Annotated in this window: 9 protein-coding genes; 4 read left to right on the top strand and 5 right to left on the bottom strand. The window is 64.2% G+C overall.

The window, feature by feature from the left end; genetic code table 11:
* Positions 1–549: 549 nt before the first annotated feature.
* The 4 genes from PspCFBP13509_RS30785 to PspCFBP13509_RS30770 form a co-directional block, all read right to left on the bottom strand.
* Positions 550–1311 carry an enoyl-CoA hydratase/isomerase family protein gene (locus tag PspCFBP13509_RS30785; protein ID WP_092486482.1) on the bottom strand — a complete coding sequence of 254 codons (762 nt, stop codon included), beginning with the start codon at positions 1309–1311 and terminating at the stop codon, positions 550–552.
* Positions 1308–2465 carry a citronellyl-CoA dehydrogenase gene (atuD, locus tag PspCFBP13509_RS30780; RefSeq protein ID WP_137213154.1) on the bottom strand — a complete coding sequence of 386 codons (1158 nt, stop codon included), beginning with the start codon at positions 2463–2465 and terminating at the stop codon, positions 1308–1310. The genes PspCFBP13509_RS30785 and atuD overlap by 4 nt, the downstream gene beginning before the upstream one ends.
* Before the next feature lie 16 nt (positions 2466–2481).
* On the bottom strand, positions 2482–4098 hold the full coding sequence (locus tag PspCFBP13509_RS30775; RefSeq protein ID WP_137213153.1) for an acyl-CoA carboxylase subunit beta: 1617 nt from the start codon (positions 4096–4098) through the stop codon (positions 2482–2484).
* Positions 4099–4199: 101 nt separating this feature from the next.
* Positions 4200–5978 carry an acyclic terpene utilization AtuA family protein gene (locus tag PspCFBP13509_RS30770; protein WP_137213152.1) on the bottom strand — a complete coding sequence of 593 codons (1779 nt, stop codon included), beginning with the start codon at positions 5976–5978 and terminating at the stop codon, positions 4200–4202.
* A gap of 153 nt (positions 5979–6131) precedes the next feature.
* On the opposite strand from PspCFBP13509_RS30770, the gene PspCFBP13509_RS30765 reads away from it, so the two are divergent.
* Both PspCFBP13509_RS30765 and PspCFBP13509_RS30760 read left to right on the top strand, forming a co-directional pair.
* Positions 6132–6755 carry a TetR/AcrR family transcriptional regulator gene (locus PspCFBP13509_RS30765; protein ID WP_137213151.1) on the top strand — a complete coding sequence of 208 codons (624 nt, stop codon included), beginning with the start codon at positions 6132–6134 and terminating at the stop codon, positions 6753–6755.
* A 93-nt stretch (positions 6756–6848) separates the two neighbouring features.
* Entirely contained in the window at positions 6849–7637 is a 789-nt protein-coding gene (locus PspCFBP13509_RS30760) for a substrate-binding periplasmic protein (RefSeq protein WP_065927222.1), read from the top strand.
* 256 nt (positions 7638–7893) lie between these two features.
* Here PspCFBP13509_RS30760 and PspCFBP13509_RS30755 read toward each other — a convergent pair whose 3' ends face one another.
* The gene (locus tag PspCFBP13509_RS30755) at positions 7894–8445 is read right to left on the bottom strand and encodes an RNA polymerase factor sigma-70 (protein ID WP_027603895.1); all 552 of its coding nucleotides are present in this window, start codon (positions 8443–8445) and stop codon (positions 7894–7896) included.
* Between the two features lie 302 nt (positions 8446–8747).
* Here PspCFBP13509_RS30755 and PspCFBP13509_RS30750 point away from each other — a divergent pair, with 302 nt between their 5' ends.
* Entirely contained in the window at positions 8748–9500 is a 753-nt protein-coding gene (locus PspCFBP13509_RS30750; RefSeq protein WP_065927223.1) for a thioesterase II family protein, read from the top strand.
* A gap of 51 nt (positions 9501–9551) precedes the next feature.
* Positions 9552–22448, top strand: a complete 12897-nt coding sequence (locus PspCFBP13509_RS30745) for a non-ribosomal peptide synthetase (RefSeq protein WP_137213150.1) — start codon at positions 9552–9554, stop codon at positions 22446–22448.
* Positions 22449–22924: the final 476 nt, after the last annotated feature.

Below are 22924 nucleotides of genomic sequence, written 5' to 3'. Positions count from 1 at the left end.
GCGGCTAACCCGGCGTCCTGCCGGGTTACCCACGCTCCAAAGCCTGCGTTCGGCCAGCGTGTTTGACGGGGCGATCCCAGATCAAAAACAAAGCGAGGCGGCCTTAAAGCCGACCTGATTATTGAAGCGTGCGCGGTGTGGCTTCTACTTCCTTAACNCTCTGGCTCTGGCTTTTGATCTTGATCTCAGGCGCCCCGTTAACCACGCTGGCCGAACGCAGGCTTGAATCCGTGGGTAACCCGGCAGGACGCCGGGTTAGCCGTCCTGGGCCATGGATGGCCCATGACGGCGGCCCACGGATTCAAGCCTGTGTTCGGGCATACCGAGCCTAGGCGAGGTACCGAGTGGTGGGGCAAGAGCCCTTTGGTTACTTTGGGGCTTTTCCAAAGTGACCCGCCGTAAGGGCGGAACCCATAGCGGCCGTGACCGCAGCAACGGATATGTACTCGCTCAAAGCCAACGACATGGTCGGCCCGAAGGCCGCCACGGCAGCAAGCGCCCTCGCCACAGACCACAGAAAATTGTGTAGATAACCATGCTCAGCGGGCGTCACTTGCACCACCGAGGCTTTCTCTTCTGCACAAACGCCTGCGTCCCCTCAATCCCTTCCGCACTGGTCACCGCCTCGGCAAACCACTGCGCCGCCTGGTCCAGCAGCGGCCCCAAGGGCTGCTCCACGCTGGCCAGCAACAGCGCCTTGGTACGCGCGTTGGCGCCCGGCGCGCAGCGCAGCACCTGCCCCAGCACCTCATCCAGACGCTCCGCCAACGCCTGCGGGTCGGTCTCGGTGAAGTGCACCAGCCCCAGCCGTTGAGCTTCCAACCCATCGAACCGCGCCGCCGTCAGCGCCAGTCGCCGCGCCTGGGTCAGGCCGATACGCTTGACCACAAACGGCGCAATCTGTGCCGGCAGCAACCCCAGGCTGGTCTCCGGCAAACCGAACTGCGCCTGGTGATCGGCAATCGCGATGTCACTCACGCAGGCCAGGCCAAACCCGCCGCCCAGCACCGCGCCTTGCAGCACCACGATGACCACTTGCGACACGGCTTCCACCGCTTGCAGCAACGTGCCGAAGGCCCGGTTCAGGGCCTGCAATTGATCGCCGGCGCTGACCAGGTCCTTCACATCGGCACCGGCGCAAAAATGCCCGCCTGCGCCGCTGATCACCACGGCGCGCACCTGGCTGTCCAACCCGGCCAGCACCGCGCGCAGTTCGTTGACCATTTCCAGGCTCATGGCATTGCGGCATTCGGGCCGGTTGAGGGTGATGTGCAACACGCCGTTGTGGGGTTCGAGCAGCAGGGTATTCATGGCTTTTTCCCCGGCAAAGTGCCCATCAACTTGCAGATGATGCCCAGCATGATTTCATCGGCACCGCCGCCAATCGACACCAGGCGCACATCGCGATAAGCGCGGGCCACCGGGTTGTCCCACATGAATCCCATGCCGCCCCAGTACTGCAGGCAACTGTCGCTGACTTCGCGGCCAAGGCGCCCGGCCTTGAGCTTGGCCATGGAGGCCAGGCGGGTCACGTCCTGGCCCTTGATGTACTGTTCGGTGGCCTGGTAGACCAGTGCGCGCAGGCATTCGATTTCGGTGGTCAGTTCGGCCAGGCGAAAGTGAATCACCTGGTTGTCGATCAGCGCCTTGCCGAAGGTCTGGCGTTCCTTGCAGTACTCGACGGTACTGTCGATGCAGTACTCCAGGCCCTTGATCATATTGGCCGCGCCAAACAGGCGTTCCTCCTGGAACTGCAGCATCTGCATCATGAAACCCGCGCCTTCATGGCCGATGCGATTGCGCTGGGGTACGCGCACGCCGTCGAAGAACACCTGGGCGGTCTCGGAGCTGTGCATGCCGAGTTTTTCCAGGGGCGGGCTGACGCTGATCCCTGGGGTGTTCATCGGCACCATGATCAGCGACTTGTTGATATGCGGCTTGTCGTCGGAGGTGTTGGCCAACAGGCAGATAAAGTCGGCGCTGGGCGAGTTGGTGATCCACATTTTGCTGCCGTTGATCACATAGTCGTCGCCGTCCTTGCGCGCATGGGTCTTGAGCCCGGCTACGTCGGAGCCGGCGCCGGTTTCCGAGACACCGATGCAACCGACCTGCTCGCCGCTGATGGCCGGGCGCAGGAATTCGTCGCGCAATTCATCGGTACCGAAGCGGGCGAGGGCGGGGGTGCACATATCGGTCTGCACGCCGATGGACATGGGTATGCCGCCGCAGCGGATGGTGCCGAACTCTTCGGCGGCGACGATCGAGTAGCTGTAGTCCAGGCCCATGCCGCCGAATTGCTCCGGTTTGGAAATCCCCAGCAAGCCGAGGTCGCCGGCCTTGCGGAAGATGTCGTGGATGGGGAAGTGCCCGGCCTTTTCCCATGCGTCCACATGGGGGTTGATCTCGCGGTCGACGAAGGCACGGACGGTGCGGCGCAGTTCCTGATGTTCCTGGGTGAAGATCATTGTTCTTGTTCTCCGGTTAGAAGCGCGCGATGCCGAAGCTGTTGGGCTGCAACTCGCGGACGTCGGCCTCGTGACAGATGTCCAGCAGAAAGCCGAGTAAGGTACGGGTATCCCGTGGGTCTATCAGCCCGTCATCCCACAGGTTCGCGCTGCCATAGAGGGCGGTGGACTGGCTGTCGAGTTTTTGCGCGGTGACCTGTTCGAGCATGTCCAGCACCTTGGGATCCGGCACCAGGCCGTCTTTCAACTGCTTGGCCTCGGTGACGATCCGCAGCACCTTGCCCGCCTGGGCACCGCCCATCACCGCCGTGCGGCTGTTGGGCCAGGCGAAGATAAAACGCGGGTCCAGGCCGCGACCGCACATTGCATAGTTGCCGGCGCCGTAGGAGCCACCGACCACCACCGTGAGTTTAGGCACCCGTGCGTTGGCCACCGCCTGGATCATCTTCGCGCCATGCTTGATCACCCCTTGCTGCTCCGCTTCGGTACCCACCATGAAGCCGGTGGTGTTGTGCAGGAACAGCAGCGGTGTGCGGCTCTGGTCACACAGCTGGATAAACTGCGCCGCCTTGCTCGCGCCCTTGGGCGTGATCGGGCCGTTGTTGCCGATCACGCCGACCGCGCGGCCCTGGATGTGCAGATGGCCGCAGACGGTATGGGCGTCGAACGCTGCCTTGAACTCGAGGAACTGCGAACCGTCGGCCAGGCGCGCGAGGATTTCGCGCACGTCGTAGGGCTTTTTCGGGTCAGCGGGGATCAGCCCCAGCAGGTCGTCGATGGGGTACAGCGGCTCGGCGTAAGTGCGTTTGGGCGTCAACGGCAGGCGCTCATCCCAGGGCAACAGGCTGACGATTTCACGCACGATGCGCACGCCATCGGCGTCATTTTCCGCCAGGTATTCGGCAGTGCCGGCGATCTGTGCATGCATTTCGGCGCCGCCCAATTCTTCATCGGTGGCGACTTCACCGGTCGCCGCCTTGAGCAGCGGCGGGCCGGCAAGGAACAGCTTGGCCTTGCCGCGCACCACCACCACGTAATCCGACAGCCCTGGCTGGTACGCGCCACCCGCCGTGGCCGAGCCGTGCACCACGGTGATCTGCGGCAAGCCCATGGCGGACATGCGCGCCTGGTTGGCAAAGCTGCGCGCGCCTTCGATGAAAATCTCCGCGGCATAGTTGAGGTTGGCGCCACCGCTTTCGGCGAGGGTCACCACCGGCAGTTTGTTGTCCATGGCGATCTGTTGCAGGCGCAGGGATTTTTTCAGGCCGGAGGGCGAAACGGTGCCGCCCTTGATCGCGCTGTTATTGGCCACCACCAGCATGCGCACGCCGCTGACGTAGCCGATGCCGGCGATCAGCCCACCGCCGGCGGCGCTGCCGTCCTTGTCATCATGCAGCTTGTAACCGGCCAGGCTCGCCAGTTCCAGGAACGGCGCGCCAGGGTCCAGCAGCAGGTTGAGGCGCTCGCGGGGCAGCAGTTGGCCACGTTTTTCGAACTTGGGCCTGGCCTCCTCGGCCTTGCTCAGCAGGGTCTGTTCCAACTGGCGCAGGTGTTGGATGCCTGCCAGCATGGCGGCGCGGTTCTGGGCGAACTGCGGGCTGTGGGGATCGATCAGGCTGTCAATCAGCGGCATGGTTTATTGCTCCGCCTTGTGTCGCGGCCGCTGACGATCACGGTGTGACCCTGGAACAGGCCGGCTTTGAAGATCGAGTCGAAGGCCACGGCGACGCTCCTTTATGTGAGTTGATCGGCGATGTGTTGCGGCACGGCGATGGGGATTTCCAACAGCTGCTGGGCGAAGGCCTTGCCCTGGGGGTCGATGCGCAGGCTGGCGATGCCGCCGCCGCCCAGGGCGTTTTCCAGCAGGAAATTGAGGCTGTGGCTGCCGGGCAAATACCAGCGTTCTACGCGGCCGTGCACGGGGTCGAGCACGTGGCCCATCCAGTCGACGAGCACCTCTGGCGTCAGCGCTTCGGCAATCCACGGCAGGTACTCGGGGGCGCGGGCGATAACCCCGATATTGCTGTGGTTGCCCTTGTCGCCGGAGCGCGCCACGGCGAGTTTCACCAGCGCCACGCTGGCGTCGGCGCGGCCTTGGGGCTGGGGTGGATCCATCGGCGCGGCAGGCAGGATCGGCGCGTCGGCGATGGGCAGCGTGCAGACGTGGCGTTGGCCCTGGAAGTCGACTACCACCTCGCAGGCGGCCTTATCGATCAGGAACGAGAACAAGCGGATCAGCGAGTACACCGTCGGCCGCCCGCCGACAATCCCGGCCAGCCCCGGCGCCATGCCCGTGGCCGCCTGGGCGATCTCGCGGGCGAACAGCACCAGCGCCGGCTTGCTCGGGTGGCGCACCGCCAGCTTGACCACCACCTCGCGGCAGTCGTGGCGCAGGGCGCGGGGGCCATACGTCGCTTCGCTGCCCAGCAGTTCGATATTTACGTCGGTGTAGGGCGCCCAGCCGCGCTGGCTGAACAGTTCCGAGGTCTTGTTGATGATCGCCTGGCTGACCCGCTCGGCCTTGGCCACCGCATCGATCCCGGCGATCAGGCAACTGGCGGTGCAGCGAAAGCCTTCCGGGTACGTGGCGCTGACCTTGTACTGGTGCGTTGGCGGCAACCCCTTGGCGCCGTGCAGGCGTACGCAGTTTTTGCCTTGCTGCTGCAGCTTCACCTGGCTGAAATCGCAGATCACATCGGGCAGCAGATACGCGTGAGGGTCGCCGATTTCATACAGCAGTTGTTCGGCCACGCTCAGTTCGCTGATCAGGCCACCGCTGCCCTCGACTTTATTGACCGTGAACTGGCCATCGGCATTGACTTCGACGATGGGGAAGCCGATGTGCTCGTAGTCGGGCACGTCGCGCCAGTCGGTGAAGTTGCCACCGGTACACTGCGCGCCGCATTCAATGATATGCCCGGCCAGCGCGGCCTGGGCCAGGCGGTCATAGTCCTGCCACGACCAACCGAACTCATGCACCAGCGCCGCGCTGACCACCGCGCTGTCGACCACCCGGCCGGTGATGACGATGTCCGCGCCCAGTTGCAGCGCCTGGGCAATGCCCGGTGCGCCGAGGTAGGCATTGGCCGATACGCACAGGGGCGGCAGCGGCGCGCCGTTGAACATGTCGGTGATGCCGTGCAGGTGCTTGAGCCGGGGGTGCAGGTCATCGCCCAGCAGCACGGCGATTTTCAACGGCACCTGGGCTTTATCGCAGGCAGCTTGCAGGGCGGCGGCGCAGGCCTGGGGGTGGATGCCGCCGGCATTGCTGATCACGCGGATGCCCTGGCGCTGGATCTCGGCCAGCAGCGGTGTGAGCACCTCGACGAAATCCGTGGCGTAGCCGGCCTGGGGATCTTTCATCCGTGCACCGGCGAGGATCGACATCGTGACTTCCGCCAGGTAGTCGAACACCAGGTAGTTCAGCTTGCCGCCGTGCACCAACTGCGCGGCGGCGCTGCAGGTGTCACCCCAGAAGGCGCTGGCGCAGCCGATACGAACCGTCTTGCTCATGAGAAATCCTTCCTCGAATGGCTGGCAACGAGACTACCAAGCAAGCGCTTGGTTTGTAAACTCCGGTCACAAGTTTTGCCCAAGCGCTTGCTTGGGTGACTGGCACGGCCTAAATTGCCGGCCAAGACGTCAGTAGAAGTAGAGGAGAGCAGCATGGATGAGCACAAAGCCCTGCGGGTGATGCGCACCATGGTCGACGGCGGCCAATTGACCGACCCCGACAGTGCCCGGGGCAAGTTGCTGCAAACCGCGGCGCACCTGTTTCGCAACAAGGGCTTTGAACGCACCACCGTGCGTGACCTGGCCAGTGCCGTGGGCATCCAGTCCGGCAGTATCTTTCATCACTTCAAGAGCAAGGACGAGATCCTGCGTGCGGTGATGGAGGAAACCATCCACTACAACACGGCCTTGATGCGTGCCTCGCTCGAGGAGGCGAGCACCGTACGCGAACGTGTGCTGGCGCTGATTCGCTGCGAATTGCAGTCGATCATGGGTGGCAGCGGCGAGGCCATGGCGGTGCTGGTGTATGAATGGCGTTCGCTCTCGGCCGACGCCCAGGCCCAGGTGCTGGCGCTGCGCGATGTGTATGAAGACATTTGGCTGCAGGTGTTGGGCGAGGCCAAGACGGCGGGTTACATCAAGGGCGATGTGTTTATTGCGCGACGCTTCCTCACCGGGGCCTTGTCCTGGACCACCACCTGGTTTCGCGCCGAGGGCAACCTGACCCTGGAGCAATTGGCCGAAGAAGCCTTGTTGATGGTTTTGAAGGCCGATTGAGGCGCAAGCTATTAATTTGCCGGTGGAAAGTTGTCTAGCTGGACAAAAACGCCTAGCTTATCGACATCGATGTATTGAACGGTGTGTGCCTTGATGTTTTCGCCATGGCGGTTGGCTGCAGGACTTACTTTATGGGCACTCGGCACCGCAGCGTGGTTGCCGGCTTCGGCTGCGCAACTGGTGCGCATCGGCGCGGCGCATTTTCCGCCCTACACCGTGCGCCCGGAGCAAGGCGCCGACACCGGTCTGTTGCCGCAACTGGTGGAGGCCCTGAACGCCTCGCAAACCGACTACCAGTTTGTGCTGGTACCCACCTCCATCCCTCGGCGTTTTCGTGATTTCGAACAAGGCCGTATCGACATGGCCATCTTCGAAAATCCCGATTGGGGCTGGCAGAAGGTTGCCCACACCAGCATCGACATGGGCCTGGAAGACGCGGAAATCTTCGTCGCCCAGCGTGAGCCCGGTCGAGGCCAGGACTATTTCGCCGACCTTGCCGGGAAACGCCTGGCGGTGTTCAGCGGCTATCACTACGCCTTTGCCAACTTCAACCCCGACCCCAAGTACTTGGCCGAGCACTTCAACGCCACCTTGACCTATTCCCATGACAGCAACCTGCTGATGGTTGCGCGCGGGCGTGCGGACATCGCCTTGGTAACCCGTTCGTACCTGAGTGACTTCATGGTGCGCAATGCGGATATGGCCGGGCAGTTCCTGGTCTCGGAGCGCATCGACCAGGTCTATCACCACTACGCGTTGCTGCGGCCCAAGGCGCCGATCACGGGCGAGGCGTTTTCGGGGTTGCTCAAGCGACTGCGCGATAGCGGCGAGATGCTGAAGATTTTCGAGCCGTATCGTATTGATGTGATGCCTGTGCCCTGATCTTGGCTCGGATGAGTGCGGCTGTGGTTCGGGTTTTGGTTGTGGTGAGCGGGGCAAGCCCTAATGCCAGTCAGTTAAGGCTTTTTGTAGGAGCGAGCTTGCTCGCGAAAAACTCACAGGCGCCGCGTTCATTCAGGAAGCACGCGTTATCGTTGACGTTTTTCGCGAGCAAGCTCGCTCCTACAGGAGGCGATGTACGCTTAACTGACTGGCATTAGGGCTTGCCCGCTCACCACAACAAGCCCTTTCACCTCAATCACACCCGCCGTGCAAACGTATCGCTATGGTTGCCGGACACCTTGCGGCAGTGCACCAGCGCATCGCGAATCATGAAGTTCACCAACGTCGGTGAAACCCCCAGTTCCTTGGCAATGTCCTTTTGCGGCACACCGTGCAGGCGGTACATCTCGAACGCGTAGCGGGTGCGCTGGGGCAACTCCGTCAGGGCGTCGGCGATGTTTTCCAGGGTGTTGAAATTGATGTGGGAGGTTTCCGGTGAAGCGCCGTGAATGACCACATTCAAGCCTTCCTCTTCCGTCCCGGAATATTTGAGTTCCAGGGCCTGCTTGCGGTAGTGATCGATCGCCAGGTTGCGCACGATCTGGAACAGATAACTCAGTTGGGCCTTGAACGATGACGTGATCGTCGGCGCCGATTGCAGGCGGAAGTAGGCGTCCTGCACTACATCTTCGGCACGGGAGCGGCACCCGGTAATACGTGCCGCAATCTTCACCAGAATCAGTCGATTGTCGACAAATGCCTGGAGAAGTGGTGAGTCGCACCTGCCTGTGGATACTTGTTCCGTCATGGAAATCACCTTGTCGCAAAAGAGGTTAGGGGAGGGCGTCCTTGCTGAGGCCTCCTACACATCGGGCAACAAATTATGCTTAATGATAATGATTGTCAAATGAGAAGGCGAACTAATCTTATGCTTTCTTGTTTGGTGTGAACCACGTCTCGCAGGTACCCGGCGACTAATTATTTGCCGGTGCCGTCCGTTCTTCTGGGTGACAGGGTCGCTAGTCAAGCGGCCAAGGATCAGCACCCGCAGGAGGACGACATGGGTTTTTATCGTGCATACAGCGTGTTTCAGTTTGGAGTCGTCGCTGGATGACTACGCCGACTCGACTGCGCCTGTTCTGCCTGCCCTATTCGGGCGCCAGCGCCATGGTTTACGCACGTTGGCGCCGCACGTTGCCGGAGTGGTTGCAGGTGTGTCCGCTGGAACTGCCTGGGCGGGGCATGCGCATGGACGAGCCCCTGCAGCGCGATATCAAGGCCTTGGCGGCGCAGCTCGCGGAGGAAATCAGTCGCGACTTGAGCGGCCCTTACGCGTTGTTCGGCCATAGTCTCGGCGGCCTGCTGGCCTTTGAATTGGCCCACGCGTTAAACGCACGAAATGTCCCTGCGCCGCTGGCGCTGTTCGCCTCCGGCACGGCCGGTCCGGCTCGCCGCGATGTCAGCGAATACGCCATCGAAAAGACCGACGCGCAACTGATCGCCCGCCTGCGCGAACTGCAAGGCACCGCCGAAGAAGCCCTGGCCAATCCCGAGCTGATGCAGTTGATGCTGCCGATCCTGCGTGCCGACTTCCTGCTGTGCGGCAGCTTCACCTACGGCGAGCGCAAGCCGCTGGACCTGCCGATCCATGTGTTCGGCGGCAAGCAGGACAGCGTGCGCGCCGACCAGTTGCTCGACTGGCAGCTCGATGCCGCCAGCGGTTTTTCCCTGGACATGTTCGACGGCCACCACTTCTTCCTTATCCAGCACGAAAGCGCCGTATTGCGCTGCGTGCGGCGCTATGCCGACGAACACCTGGCCCGCTGGCGCATTGGCGCGGCGCGGCAACTGGCCGCCGGCTGATCGCTCTCCCATTCCCGAATTTCCCGTAAGCCGATTTCAGGCAGGAACCCCATGATGGACGCCTTCGAACTTCCCCGCACCCTGGTCGAGTCCCTTCAACGTCGCGCCGCCCAGGCCCCGGACCAGGTCGCCCTGCGCTTCCTCGCCGAGTCGGCCGAGCACAACGTGGTACTCAGTTACCGTGACCTGGACCAACGCGCCCGCACCATCGCCGCCGCCCTCCAGGCCAATGCGGCACAGGGCGACCGTGCGGTGCTGCTGTTCCCCAGTGGCCCGGACTACGTCGCGGCGTTCTTCGGCTGCCTGTACGCCGGGGTGATCGCGGTGCCGGCCTACCCGCCGGAGTCCACCCGCCGTCATCACCAGGAGCGTTTGCTGTCGATTATCGGTGACGCCGAACCGCGTCTGTTGCTGACCATCGCCAGCCTGGCCGATGGCCTCGCGCAGATCGAAAACGCGCCGCCGGTGCTGAGTGTCGACACCCTCGACGCACAGATCGCCAGCGCCTGGAGCGCCCCCGACCTGCACCCCGACGACATCGCCTTCCTGCAATACACCTCCGGCTCCACCGCGTTGCCCAAGGGCGTGCAAGTCAGCCACGGCAACCTGGTGGCCAACGAAGTGCTGATCCGGCGCGGCTTTGGCATCGACCTGAACCCTGACGACGTGATCGTCAGCTGGCTGCCGCTGTACCACGACATGGGCTTGATCGGTGGCCTGCTGCAACCGATTTTCAGCGGCGTGCCGTGCGTATTGATGTCGCCGGCCTATTTCCTCGGCCGGCCGCTGCGCTGGCTCGAAGCGATCAGCGAATACCGCGGCACCATCAGCGGCGGGCCGGATTTCGCCTACCGCCTGTGCAGCGAGCGGGTCAGTGAGTCGGCCCTGGAACGCCTGGACTTGAGCAACTGGCGCGTGGCCTATTCCGGCTCCGAACCGATCCGCCTCGACACCCTCGAGCGCTTCGCCGAGAAGTTCGCCGCCTGCGGGTTTACCTCGGATAGTTTCTTCGCCTCCTACGGCCTGGCCGAAGCCACCCTGTTTGTCGCCGGCGGCCGGCGTGGCCATGGCATCCCGGCGCTGCGCGTCGACGAGCAGGCCCTGGCCGCCAACCGCGCCGAGCCGGGGCAGGGCAGTGCGATCATGAGTTGCGGCACCTCCCAGCCGGAACACGCGGTGCTGATCGCCGACCCGCACACACTGAGCGAGCTGGCCGACAACTGCGTCGGCGAACTCTGGGCCAGCGGCCCGAGCATCGCCCACGGCTACTGGCGCAACCCGGAGGCCAGCGCCAAGACCTTCGTGCAGCATGCCGGCCGTACCTGGCTGCGCACCGGTGACCTGGGCTTTATCCGCGAGGGCGAGGTGTACATCACCGGTCGCCTGAAAGACCTGCTGATCGTGCGCGGTCATAACCTGTACCCCCAGGACATCGAACAGACCATCGAGCGTGAAGTGGAAGTGGTGCGCAAGGGCCGGGTCGCGGCGTTTGCGGTGAATGACAACGGCCTGGAAGGCATCGGCATCGCCGCGGAAATCAGCCGCAGCGTGCAGAAGATCCTGCCGCCTGAAGCGCTGATCAAAGCCATCCGCCAAGCCGTGGCCGAGGCCTATCAAGAAGCGCCGTGCGTGGTGGTGCTACTCAACCCCGGCGGCCTGCCCAAGACCTCAAGCGGCAAGGTGCAGCGTGCGGCGTGCGCGCTTCGGCAGGCCGACGGCAGCCTCGACTGCTACGCGCAGTTCCCCGATCTGCACGCCCAGGCGAGCGCTGTTGTGCTGGAATCCGAACTGCAAAGCCGGATCGCCGCGATCTGGTGCGAGCAGTTGCAGGTTGCCACGGTGGCGGCCGATGACCACTTCTTCCTGCTCGGCGGCAACTCCATCACCGCCACTCAGGTGGTGGCGCGCCTGCGGGAAACCCTCGGCCTGGAGCTGAACCTGCGCCTGCTGTTCGAGGCGCCGACGCTGTCCGGGTTCGCCGCCGGCGTGGCGCACCTGCAACAGGACGGCGGCATTGCCCAAGGTGCGATCCGCCCGTTGTCGCGCCAGGACGAACTGCCCCAATCCCTGGCCCAGAACCGCCTGTGGATCACCTGGCAACTGGACCCGCAAAGCAGCGCCTACACCATCCCCGGCGCTTTGCGCCTGCGTGGCGAGCTGGATGAAGACGCGCTGCGCTCGAGCTTCCAGCACCTGATCCAGCGCCACGAAGCCCTGCGCACCCGCTTCTATGAACGCGATGGCCAGGGCTTCCAGCGTGTGGAGGCCAACAGTGATTTCGACCTGCAGGTTATCGATCTCAGCGCCTTGCCCGTCGCCGAGCGTGAAGCCCGCGCGCAACAGATCCGGGAGGACGAAGCCCGTACCCTGTTCGACCTGGAAAAAGGCCCGCTGCTGTGGGTGACCCTGGTGCGCCTGGACGAGGACGATCACCAGTTGCTGGTGACCCTGCACCACATCATCGCCGATGGCTGGTCGTTGAATATCCTCATCGACGAGTTCTCGCGCCTGTACGCCGCCGCAAGCCAGGGCCAGGCCCTGGTGTTGCCGCCACTGGCCTTGCAGTACGCCGACTACGGCAGCTGGCAGCGCCAATGGCTGGCCGACGGTGAAGGCCAGCGCCAACTGGCGTACTGGAAAGCGCAGTTGGGCGACGAGCATCCGACCCTGAGCCTGGCCACCGACCACCCGCGTGCGGCCCGGCAACGCCACAGTGCGTCGCGCCATAGTGTGCGCCTGAGTGTCAGCCTCAGCGAGGCGATTCGCCAGACCGCCCAGACCCACGAGTCCACGCCGTTCATGCTGTTGCTGGCGGCGTTCCAGACCTTGCTCTACCGCTACAGCGGCCAGCGCGATATCCGCATCGGCGTGCCCAACGCCAACCGCCCGCGCCAGGAAACCCAAGGCCTGATCGGCTTCTTTATCAACACCCTGGTGCTGCGGGCCGAGCTGGACGGGCGCCGGCCTTTCACTGAGCTGCTGGCCGCCACCCGCCAGACTGCATTGGGCGCCCAGGCCCATCAGGACCTGCCCTTCGAGCAACTGCTGGAAGCCTTCCCGCAAGCCCGCGAACAAGGCCTGTTCCAGGTCATGTTCAACCACCAGCAACGTGACCTCAGCGCCTTGCGCCGCCTGCCGGGCATGCTCGCCGACGAGCTGCCCTGGCACAGCCGCGAAGCCAAGTTCGACCTGCAGCTGCACAGCGAAGAAGACCGCAACGGGCGCCTGAGCCTGTCCTTCGACTACGCCGATGAACTGTTCGACAGCGCGACGATCCAGCGCCTGGCCGAGCACTACATCCACCTGTTGCAAGCGGTCTGTGAGCAACCGCAGCAAGCCCTCGGCGACATCCAGCTGATGCAGCAGGATGAACAGCAAACGTGGTGCCAGGCGCCGTGCGCACCCGCTCAACAATGGCTGCCCGAACTGCTCAACCAGCACACCTCGGACAACACCGCACTGGTCTGGCAGGACGGCAGCCTGACCTTCGCCCAACTGCACACCCAGGCCAACCGCCTGGCCCATTACCTGCGTGACAAAGGCGTCGGCCCGGACGTGTGCGTAGCCATCGCCGCCGAACGTTCGCCGCAGTTGCTGGTGGGCCTGCTGGCGATCATCAAGGCCGGTGGTGCCTATGTGCCGCTGGACCCGGATTACCCCGCCGAGCGCCTGGCCTACATGCTCAAGGACAGCGGCGTGCACCTGCTGTTGACCCAGACCGCATTGCTGGACCGCGTACCGAGTGCCGAAGGCGTGTGCGTGATTGCCATGGACAGCCTGCACCTCGACAGCTGGCCGACCCAGCCGCCCGGCCTGCACCTCGATGGCGACAACCTCGCCTATGTGATCTACACCTCCGGCTCCACCGGCCAGCCCAAGGGCGTGGGCAATACCCATGCGGCCCTGGCCGAGCGCTTGCAGTGGATGCAGGCCACCTATCAACTCAATGACAGCGACGTGCTGATGCAAAAGGCACCGATCAGTTTCGACGTGTCGGTGTGGGAATGCTTCTGGCCGTTGATCACCGGTTGCCGCCTGGTGCTGGCCGGTCCTGGCGAGCACCGCGATCCGCACCGCATCGCGCAGTTGGTGCAGGCGCACGGCGTGACCACGCTGCACTTTGTGCCGCCGCTATTGCAGCTGTTTATCGACGAACCGCTGGTGCCCGAGTGCACCAGCCTGCGTCGCCTGTTCTCTGGTGGCGAAGCCTTGCCCGCCGAGTTGCGCAATCGCGTATTGGCGCAGTTGCCGGCGGTGCAATTGCACAACCGCTATGGCCCGACCGAGACCGCGATCAACGTCACCCACTGGCAGTGCCGCGCCGAGGATGGCGAGCGCTCGCCGATCGGCCGGCCGCTGGGCAATGTGATCTGCCGCGTGCTGGACGAGCAGCTCAACCCGTTGCCGGCCGGTGTGCCGGGCGAACTGTGCATTGGCGGCATCGGCCTGGCGCGCGGTTACCTTGGGCGTGCCGGTTTGACCGCTGAGCGCTTTGTCGCCGACCCGTTGGGCGAGGCGGGCGCACGCTTGTATCGCAGCGGTGACCGCGCACGCTGGAGCGCCGATGGCGTGCTCGAATACCTCGGCCGTCTCGATCAGCAGGTCAAGCTGCGTGGCTTCCGGGTGGAGCCGGAAGAAATCGAAGCGCGCCTGCTGGCCCTGGACGGTATCGCCCAGGCCGTGGTGCTGGTGCGTGACGCGCAGTTGATCGGTTACTACACCGCCCATAGCGCGCTGGACGAACAGGACGTCAAAGCCGCCCTGGCCGCCGAGTTGCCGGAGTACATGGTGCCCGCGCAACTGATGCGCCTGGACGCGATGCCCCTGAGCCCCAGCGGCAAGCTCGACCGTCGCGCATTGCCGGCGCCGGTGTGGCAAACCCGCGAACACATCGAGCCCGAAACACCGTTGCAGCAGCAGATTGCAGCGATCTGGCGCGAGGTGCTCGGCCTGCCGCAAATCGGCCTGCGCGATGACTTTTTCGCCCTCGGCGGCCACTCGCTGCTGGCCACGCAAATCATCTCCCGCACCCGCCAGGCCTGCGACGTCGAATTGCCGTTGCGCACCTTGTTCGAGGCCAGCGAGCTGGGGGCTTTTGCCGAGCAAGTCGGCCTGATCCAGGCCAGCGGTCAACGCAACCAGCAAACCGCAATCGCCACCGTCGACCGCAGCTTGCCGGTGCCGTTGTCGTATTCCCAGCAGCGCATGTGGTTTCTCTGGCAGATGGAACCGGACAGCCCGGCCTACAACGTCGGCGGCATGGCGCGCCTGCGTGGCGTGCTGGATGTGGGGCGTTTCGAGGCGGCGTTGCAGGCCTTGATCATGCGCCACGAAACCCTGCGCACTACATTCCCGAGTGTCGACGGCGTGGCCTATCAAAAGGTGTCGGCGCAGACCGGCCTGCGCATGGACTGGCAGGATATGTCGGCGTTGAACGAAGGCGAGCGCGAGCAGCGTTTGCAGCAACTGGCCGACCACGAGGCGCACACCCCGTTCAACCTGGAAACCGGGCCACTGCTGCGTACGTGCCTGGTCAAGGCCGGTGAGCGGGAGCACTACCTGGTGCTGACCCTGCACCATATCGTCACCGAAGGCTGGGCCATGGACATTTTTGCCCGTGAACTCAGCGCGCTGTACGAAGCCTTTATCGATGAGCGCCTGTCACCGCTGGCGCCGTTGCCGGTGCAGTACCTGGACTACAGCGTGTGGCAACGCCAGTGGCTGGAGTCCGGCGAACGCCAACGCCAATTGGACTACTGGACCGCGCAACTGGGCAACGAACACCCACTGCTCGAATTGCCCGGCGACCGCCCACGGCCACCGGTGCAAAGTCACCGGGGCGAGCTGTACCGCTTCGACCTCAGCGACGATCTGGCCGCCCGTGTGCGTGCCTTCAACGCCGAACGTGGCCTGACCCTGTTCATGACCATGACCGCCACCCTGGCCGTGCTGCTCTACCGCTACAGCGGCCAGACCGACCTGCGTATCGGCGCGCCGGTGGCCAACCGCATTCGCCCGGAAAGCGAAGGGCTGATCGGCGCGTTCCTCAACACCCAGGTGCTGCGTTGCCAGCTCACGGGGCAGATGAGTGTTGCCGAGCTGTTCGAGCAGGTCCGTCACACCGTGATCGAAGGCCAGTCCCATCAGGACCTGCCGTTCGACCATCTGGTGGAGGCCCTGCAACCGCCACGCAGCGCGGCGTACAACCCATTGTTCCAGGTGATGTGCAACGTGCAGCGCTGGGAATTCCAGCAGAGCCGCCAACTGGCCGGCATGACCGTCGAATACCTGGCCAACGATGCTCGCGCGACCAAGTTCGACCTCAACCTGGAAGTCACCGACCTCGACCACCGCCTGGGTTGCTGCCTGACCTACAGCACCGATTTGTTCGATGAACCGCGCATCGCGCGCATGGCCGAGCATTGGCGCAACCTGCTCGAAGCGTTGATCGCCAACCCGCAACAACGCCTCAGCGAACTGCCGTTGCTGAGCGCCACCGAGCAACGCGCGTTGCAGGACAGCCTGGGAGTGGAGGCGGGCGAGCATCGTCTCGACCAGTGCCTCCAGCAACTGTTCAGCCAGCAGGCGCTCAAGCGTGGCGATTCCCCGGCGCTGACCTTTGCCGGTGTGACCCTCACCTACGCTGAACTCGACGCCCGCGCCAACCGCCTGGCCTGGATGCTGCGCGAGCGCGGCGTGGGCCCGCAGGTGCGGGTCGGCCTGGCGCTGCCGCGCTCGCTGGAAATGGTCATCGGCCTGCTGGCGATCCTCAAGGCCGGTGGCGCCTATGTGCCGCTGGACCCGGAATACCCGCTGGACCGCCTGCACTACATGATCGAAGACAGCGGCATCGGCCTGTTGCTCAGCGATGCGGCGATGTTCGACGCCCTTGGCGAATTGCCGGCGAGCGTGGCCTGCTGGTGCCTGGAAGATGACTTGCCGGTGCTGGCCAATTACCCGGCCGGCGAGCTGCCGTTTATCAGTTTGCCGCAACATCAGGCCTACCTGATCTACACCTCCGGTTCCACCGGTAAACCCAAGGGTGTGGTGGTGTCCCACGGTGAAATCGCCATGCATTGCCAGGCCGTGATCGAGCGCTTCGGCATGCGCCCGGACGATTGCGAGCTGCATTTCTATTCGATCAACTTCGACGCCGCCACCGAGCGTTTGCTGGTGCCGCTGCTCAGCGGTGCCCAGGTGGTCCTGCGCGCCCAGGGCCAGTGGGATGCCGAGGAAATCTGCGGGCTGATCCGTACCCATGGCATCACCATCCTTGGTTTTACCCCGAGCTACGGCAGCCAGTTGGCGCAGTGGCTGGCAACCCAGCACCAGACCTTGCCGGTGCGCATGTGCATCACCGGCGGCGAAGCGCTGACCGGCGAACACCTGCAGCGTATCCGTGCGGCGTTCCAGCCCAAGGTGTTTTTCAATGCCTATGGGCCGACCGAAACCGTGGTGATGCCCCTGGCCAGCCTGGCGCCGCAGCAGTTGGAAGAGGGCGCCGGCAGTGTGCCGATCGGCAGCATCATCGGCGACCGCGTGGCTTATATTCTCGACGCCGACCTGGCCTTGGTGCCGCAAGGCGCGACCGGCGAGTTGTATGTGGGCGGCGCCGGTCTGGCCCAGGGTTACCACGAACGTCCGGGGATGACGGCCGAACGGTTTGTCGCCGACCCGTTTGCCCGCCAGGGCGGTCGCCTGTATCGCACCGGCGACCTGGTGCGCCAGCGCGCCGATGGCCTGGTGGAGTACCTGGGGCGTATCGATCACCAGGTGAAGATTCGCGGTTTCCGTATCGAACTGGGCGAGATCGAAACCCGCCTGCTGGAGCACGCCGCCGTGCGCGAAGCGGTGGTGCTGGCGCTGGATTCGCCGAGTGGCAAGCAACTGGTGGCGTACCTGGTCAGCGACGCCGACCACGGCACCTTGCGTGAGGCGCTCAAGGCCCATCTCAAGGCGCAACTGCCGGACTACATGGTGCCCGCGCACCTGATCGTACTCGACAGCATGCCGCTGACCGCCAACGGCAAGCTCGACCGCCGCGCCCTGCCGCAACCCAATCCCGAGGCCAATCGGCAACAGTACGTGGCGCCGCGCAACGAGCTGGAAAGCACCTTGGCAGCGATCTGGTGCGCGGTGTTGAACGTGCAGCAAGTCGGCCTCGACGATAACTTCTTTGAACTGGGCGGCGATTCGATCCTGTCGATCCAGGTGGTCAGCCGCGCGCGGCAGGCGGGGATTCATTTCAGCCCTCGCGACCTGTTCCAGCACCAGACCGTGCAAACCCTGGCCGGGGTGGCCACGCGCTCCGAGCAGGTCAGCGCCGAGCAAGGCGTGCTCACCGGCGCTTCGGGCCTTACACCGATCCAGCACTGGTTCTTTGACACCGATATCCCCGCGCGCCAGCACTGGAACCAGGCGCTGGTGCTCAAGCCGCTGCAACTGCTCGAGCCTCATCGCCTGGAGCAAGCGCTGCTGGCGGTACTCGAACACCACGACGCCCTGCGCCTGAGCTTTACCCGGCGCGATGCGCAATGGCATGCCGAACACCTTGCCGTGCCGAAAGGCGGCGTGCTGATGCAGGCGCAAGTGCGCGACATGCAACAGTGCACCGCGCTGTTCACCGACACCCAGCGCAGCCTCGACCTGCAACACGGCCCGCTGGTGCGCGCCTTGCTGGTGGATGGCCCCCAAGGCCAGCAACGCTTGCTGATCGCGATCCATCACCTGGTGGTGGACGGTGTGTCGTGGCGCGTGTTGCTCGAAGACCTGCAAAACGTTTACCGCCAGCTCAGCGACGGCCAGTCCGTCAGCCTGCCGGCCAAGACCAGCGCCCTGCGCGATTGGGCCGCGCGCTTGCAGGCGTATGCCGGCAGCGAATCCCTGCGTGAAGAACTGAGCCTGTGGCAGGACCGGTTGGCCGGCTCTGACGCGGCATTGCCCGTGGCCCGCCCGCACGGTTCGCTGCGCAACCGTGATGCCGATACCGTCAGCGTGCGCCTGGATGCCGAACACACCCGCCAGTTGCTGCAACAGGCGCCGAGCGCCTACCGCACCCAGGTCAACGACCTGCTGCTGACCGCCCTGGCCCGTGTGCTGTGCCGCTGGAGCGGGCACGGGTCGGCGCTGATCCAGCTCGAAGGCCATGGCCGCGAAAGCCTGTTCGACGACATCGACCTGACCCGCAGCGTCGGCTGGTTCACCAGCGCTTACCCGCTGCGCCTGACCCCGCAAACCGGGCAGGGCGATTCGATCAAGGCGATCAAGGAACAGCTGCGTGCGGTGCCCCATAAAGGGTTGGGCTATGGCGTGCTGCGTTACCTCGCCGATGACCTGTGCAAACAGAGCATGGCCGCCTTGCCGAGTGCGCAGATCACCTTTAACTACCTTGGCCAGTTCGACCAAAGCTTCGGCGCCGATGCACTGTTCCACCCACTGGACGAATCGGCGGGCCTGGCCCATGACCCGGATGCGCCGCTGCCCAACGAACTGAGTGTGGACAGCCAGGTGTACGGCGGCGAACTGGTGCTGCGCTGGACCTTCAGCCGCGAACGCCACGACCCACAGGCCATCCAGGACCTGGCGCAGGCCTACCTGGCCGAACTGCAAGCGTTGGTCGCCCATTGCCTGGAGGACAACGCCGGCGGCCTCACGCCGTCCGACTTCCCCCTGGCGCACTTGAGCCAGTCGCAACTCGACAGCTTGCCGGTACCGGCCAGCGCCATCGAAGACGTGTACCCGCTGACCCCGATGCAAGAGGGCCTGCTGCTGCACACCCTGCTGGAACCGGGCACCGGCCTCTACTACATGCAGGACCGCTACCGCATCAACAGCGCTCTGGACCCCGAGCGTTTCGCCCAAGCCTGGCAAGCGGTGATCGCTCGCCACGAAGCCTTGCGCGCCTCGTTCTGCTGGAACGTCGGTGAAGACATGCTGCAAGTGATCCACAAGCCGGGCAGCACGCCGATCGAGTACCTGGATTGGAGTGCCGACCAGGAAAGTGAACAGGAACCGCGCCTGCAAGCGCTGCTCAAGGCCGAACGCGAAGCCGGTTTCGATCTGCTCCACCAGGCGCCGTTCCACCTGCGCCTGATCCGCGTCGGTGAAGCGCGCTACTGGTTCATGATGAGCAACCACCACATCCTGATCGATGCCTGGTGCCGCTCGCTGCTGATGAATGACTTCTTCGATATCTACATGGCCCTTGGCGAAGGCCGTGAGGCGCAGCTGGCCACGCCGCCGCGCTACCGCGACTACATCGCCTGGCTGCAACGCCAGAACCTGGCCGAAGCACGCCAGTGGTGGCAGCAGAACCTGCAAGGTTTCGAGCGCACCACGCCGATCCCGAGCGACCGGCCGTTCCTGCGCGAACATGCCGGCCACAGTGGCGGCATGGTGGTGGGTGACTGCTACACCCGCCTCGACGCCCGTGACGGTGCGCAACTTCGCGAACTGGCCCAGGCCCATCAACTCACCGTCAACACCTTTGCCCAGGCGGCCTGGGCCTTGGTGCTGCGACGCTTGAGTGGCGAGCGTGACGTGCTGTTCGGCGTCACCGTGGCCGGACGCCCGGTGGAAATGCCCGAGATGCAACGCACCGTCGGCCTGTTTATCAACAGCATCGCGCTGCGGGTGAAGCTGCCCGAAGACGACCAGCGTTGCAGCGTACGCCAGTGGTTGAACGCGTTGCTCGACAGCAATATGCAACTGCGCGAGTACGAATACCTGCCGCTGGTGACGATCCAGGAACACAGCGAACTGCCCAAGGGCCAGCCGCTGTTCGACAGCCTGTTCGTGTTCGAAAACGCCCCGGTGGAAGTCTCGGTGCTGGACCGCGCCCACAGCCTGAATGCCACCTCGGACTCCGGCCGCACCCACACCAATTTCCCGCTGACCGCCGTGTGCTACCCGGGGGATGACCTCGGCCTGCACCTGTCCTACGACCAGCGTTACTTCGATGAAACCACCGTGCAGGGCATGCTCGGTGAATTCAAGCGCCTGCTGCTGGCGCTGGTGCAGGGCTTCCATGGTGACATGGCCGACCTGCCACTGATGGGCGAACAGGAACGCGCGTTCCTGTTGGACGGCTGCAACCAGAGCGAACACGCCTACCCGCTGGAACGCAGCTATATCGAGTTGTTCGAAGCCCAGGTGAGCGCGCATCCGCAGCGCATCGCCGCCCGTTGCCTGGACCGGCAATGGACCTATGACGAGCTGAACCGGCGCAGTAACGGCCTGGGTCATGCATTGATTGCGGCGGGCGTCGGCCTGGACCAACCGGTGGCGTTGCTGGCCGAGCGTAACCTCGACCTGCTGGGCATGATCATCGGCAGCTTCAAGGCCGGTGCCGGTTACCTGCCGTTGGACCCGGGCCTGCCACGCCCGCGCCTGAGCCGCATCATCGACCTGAGTCGCACACCGTTGCTGGTCTGCACCGAGGCGTGCCGCGAGCAGGCCATCGAGCTGCTGGACGGCGTCGACTGCCAGTTGCTGGTGTGGGAGGACGTGCCTGCCCGTGGGGAAAATCCGGGCATCTACAGCGGCCCGGACAACCTTGCCTACGTGATCTACACCTCGGGCTCCACCGGCTTGCCCAAAGGCGTAATGGTCGAACAGCGCGGCATGCTCAATAACCAATTGAGCAAGGTGCCGTATATGGACCTGACGCCAGCGGATGTGATCGCCCAGACCGCCTCGCAAAGCTTCGATATTTCCGTGTGGCAATTCCTCGCCGCGCCGCTGTTCGGCGCACGGGTGGATATCGTGCCGAACAGCATCGCCCACGATCCGCAGGGCTTGCTGGCCCATGTGCAGGCACACGGCATCACCGTGCTGGAAAGCGTGCCGTCGCTGATCCAGGGCATGCTTGCCCAGGATCGCATCAACCTGGACGGTTTGCGCTGGATGCTGCCGACCGGTGAAGCGATGCCGCCGGAGCTGGCGCACCAGTGGTTGTTGCGTTACCCGGAGATCGGCCTGGTCAACGCCTACGGCCCGGCGGAATGTTCGGACGATGTGGCGTTCTTCCGCGTCGACCTGGCGTCCACCCGTGGCACTTACCTGCCGATTGGTACGCCGACGGACAATAACCGTTTGTACGTGGTGGATGGCGCGCTGGAATTGGTGCCCCAGGGGGCGGTCGGTGAGTTGTGCGTGGCCGGCACCGGGGTGGGCCGTGGGTATGTCAGCGATCCGCTGCGCACCGCCCAGGTGTTTGTGCCGAACCCGTTCGGCGCACCGGGAGAGCGCCTGTACCGCACCGGCGACCTGGCACGGCGGCGCAGCGATGGCGTGCTGGAGTACGTCGGGCGTATCGACCATCAGGTGAAGATTCGCGGCTACCGCATCGAGCTGGGTGAAATCGAAGCGCGCCTGCACGAACATCCGCAAGTGCGCGACGCGGCAGTGGGCGTGCAGGAAGGCGTCAACGGCAAGCATCTGGTGGGTTACCTGGTGGCCGCCGATGAGAGGCTGAATCCGGGCGAACGCCTGGACCGCATCAAGCAACGCCTGCGCGCCGAACTGCCGGAGTACATGGTGCCGCTGCACTGGCTATGGCTCGAGCGCCTGCCGCTCAACGCCAACGGCAAACTCGACCGCAAGGCCCTGCCGGAACTGGAGATCGGCCAGTTGCACAGCCAGGACTACCTGGCACCACGCAACGAACTGGAAAACACCTTGGCCGCGATCTGGGCCGAGGTGCTGAAAGTCGACAGGGTCGGCGTGCAGGACAACTTCTTCGAACTGGGCGGCCACTCGTTGCTGGCCACGCAGATTGCTTCGCGCGTGCAGAAGACCCTGCAGCGGGATGTGCCGCTGCGGGCGATGTTCGAATGCAGCACGGTGGCGGAGTTGGCCGCGTACATCGAGGGGCTGGCGGCCAATGAAATCAGTGCGGAGAAGGTGGATCGGTTGAGTGATTTGATGGCGGAGTTGGAGGGGCTATAATTTTCGCTGGGGTTGAGGGCCTCATCGGTATCTACACAACGTTCAGTGGTCTGTGCCCCAACACTCGGCATCTCGCCTAGGCTCGGTGTGCCCTCACTCCGGCTTTGGAGCGTGGGCCGCCATGCCCAAAGCCTGTGTTCGGCCAGCGTGTTTGACGGGGCGATTTGAGATCAAAAGCCAAAGCGCGGCGGCCTTAGAGCCGACCGGTTTTTTGTCTGATGTACTGGGTTAAAAATGTGGGAGGGGGCTTGCCCCGATGAGCATAAGTATCTACACAATTTTTCAGCGGTCTGTGGCGAGGGAGATTGCTTCCGTGGCGGCCTTCGGGCCGACCATGTCGTTGGATTTGATTGAGTACATATCCGTTGCTGCGGTCACGGCCACTTAGGGTTCCGCTCTTACAGCGGGTCACTTTTGGAAGAGCGCCAAAAGTAACCATGGACTTGTTCCCTCAAAACGTACGCCATGAAGTGAGT

Source organism: Pseudomonas sp. CFBP13509 (assembly GCF_005233485.1).
Classification (GTDB): domain Bacteria; phylum Pseudomonadota; class Gammaproteobacteria; order Pseudomonadales; family Pseudomonadaceae; genus Aquipseudomonas; species Aquipseudomonas marginalis.
The sequence above is the reverse complement of the archived record's forward strand: the minus strand, read 5'-3'. Positions and strand labels throughout refer to the sequence as shown.

What these genes read in the sequence shown, in the direction of transcription:
- PspCFBP13509_RS30785 (WP_092486482.1), bottom strand. Translation starts at nt 1,311, where the DNA reads ATGAATACCCTGCTGCTCGAACCCCACAACGGCGTGTTGCACATCACC.
- atuD (WP_137213154.1), bottom strand. Translation starts at nt 2,465, where the DNA reads ATGATCTTCACCCAGGAACATCAGGAACTGCGCCGCACCGTCCGTGCC.
- PspCFBP13509_RS30775 (WP_137213153.1), bottom strand. Translation starts at nt 4,098, where the DNA reads ATGCCGCTGATTGACAGCCTGATCGATCCCCACAGCCCGCAGTTCGCC.
- PspCFBP13509_RS30770 (WP_137213152.1), bottom strand. Translation starts at nt 5,978, where the DNA reads ATGAGCAAGACGGTTCGTATCGGCTGCGCCAGCGCCTTCTGGGGTGAC.
- PspCFBP13509_RS30765 (WP_137213151.1), top strand. Translation starts at nt 6,132, where the DNA reads ATGGATGAGCACAAAGCCCTGCGGGTGATGCGCACCATGGTCGACGGC.
- PspCFBP13509_RS30760 (WP_065927222.1), top strand. Translation starts at nt 6,849, where the DNA reads ATGTTTTCGCCATGGCGGTTGGCTGCAGGACTTACTTTATGGGCACTC.
- PspCFBP13509_RS30755 (WP_027603895.1), bottom strand. Translation starts at nt 8,445, where the DNA reads ATGACGGAACAAGTATCCACAGGCAGGTGCGACTCACCACTTCTCCAG.
- PspCFBP13509_RS30750 (WP_065927223.1), top strand. Translation starts at nt 8,748, where the DNA reads ATGACTACGCCGACTCGACTGCGCCTGTTCTGCCTGCCCTATTCGGGC.
- PspCFBP13509_RS30745 (WP_137213150.1), top strand. Translation starts at nt 9,552, where the DNA reads ATGATGGACGCCTTCGAACTTCCCCGCACCCTGGTCGAGTCCCTTCAA.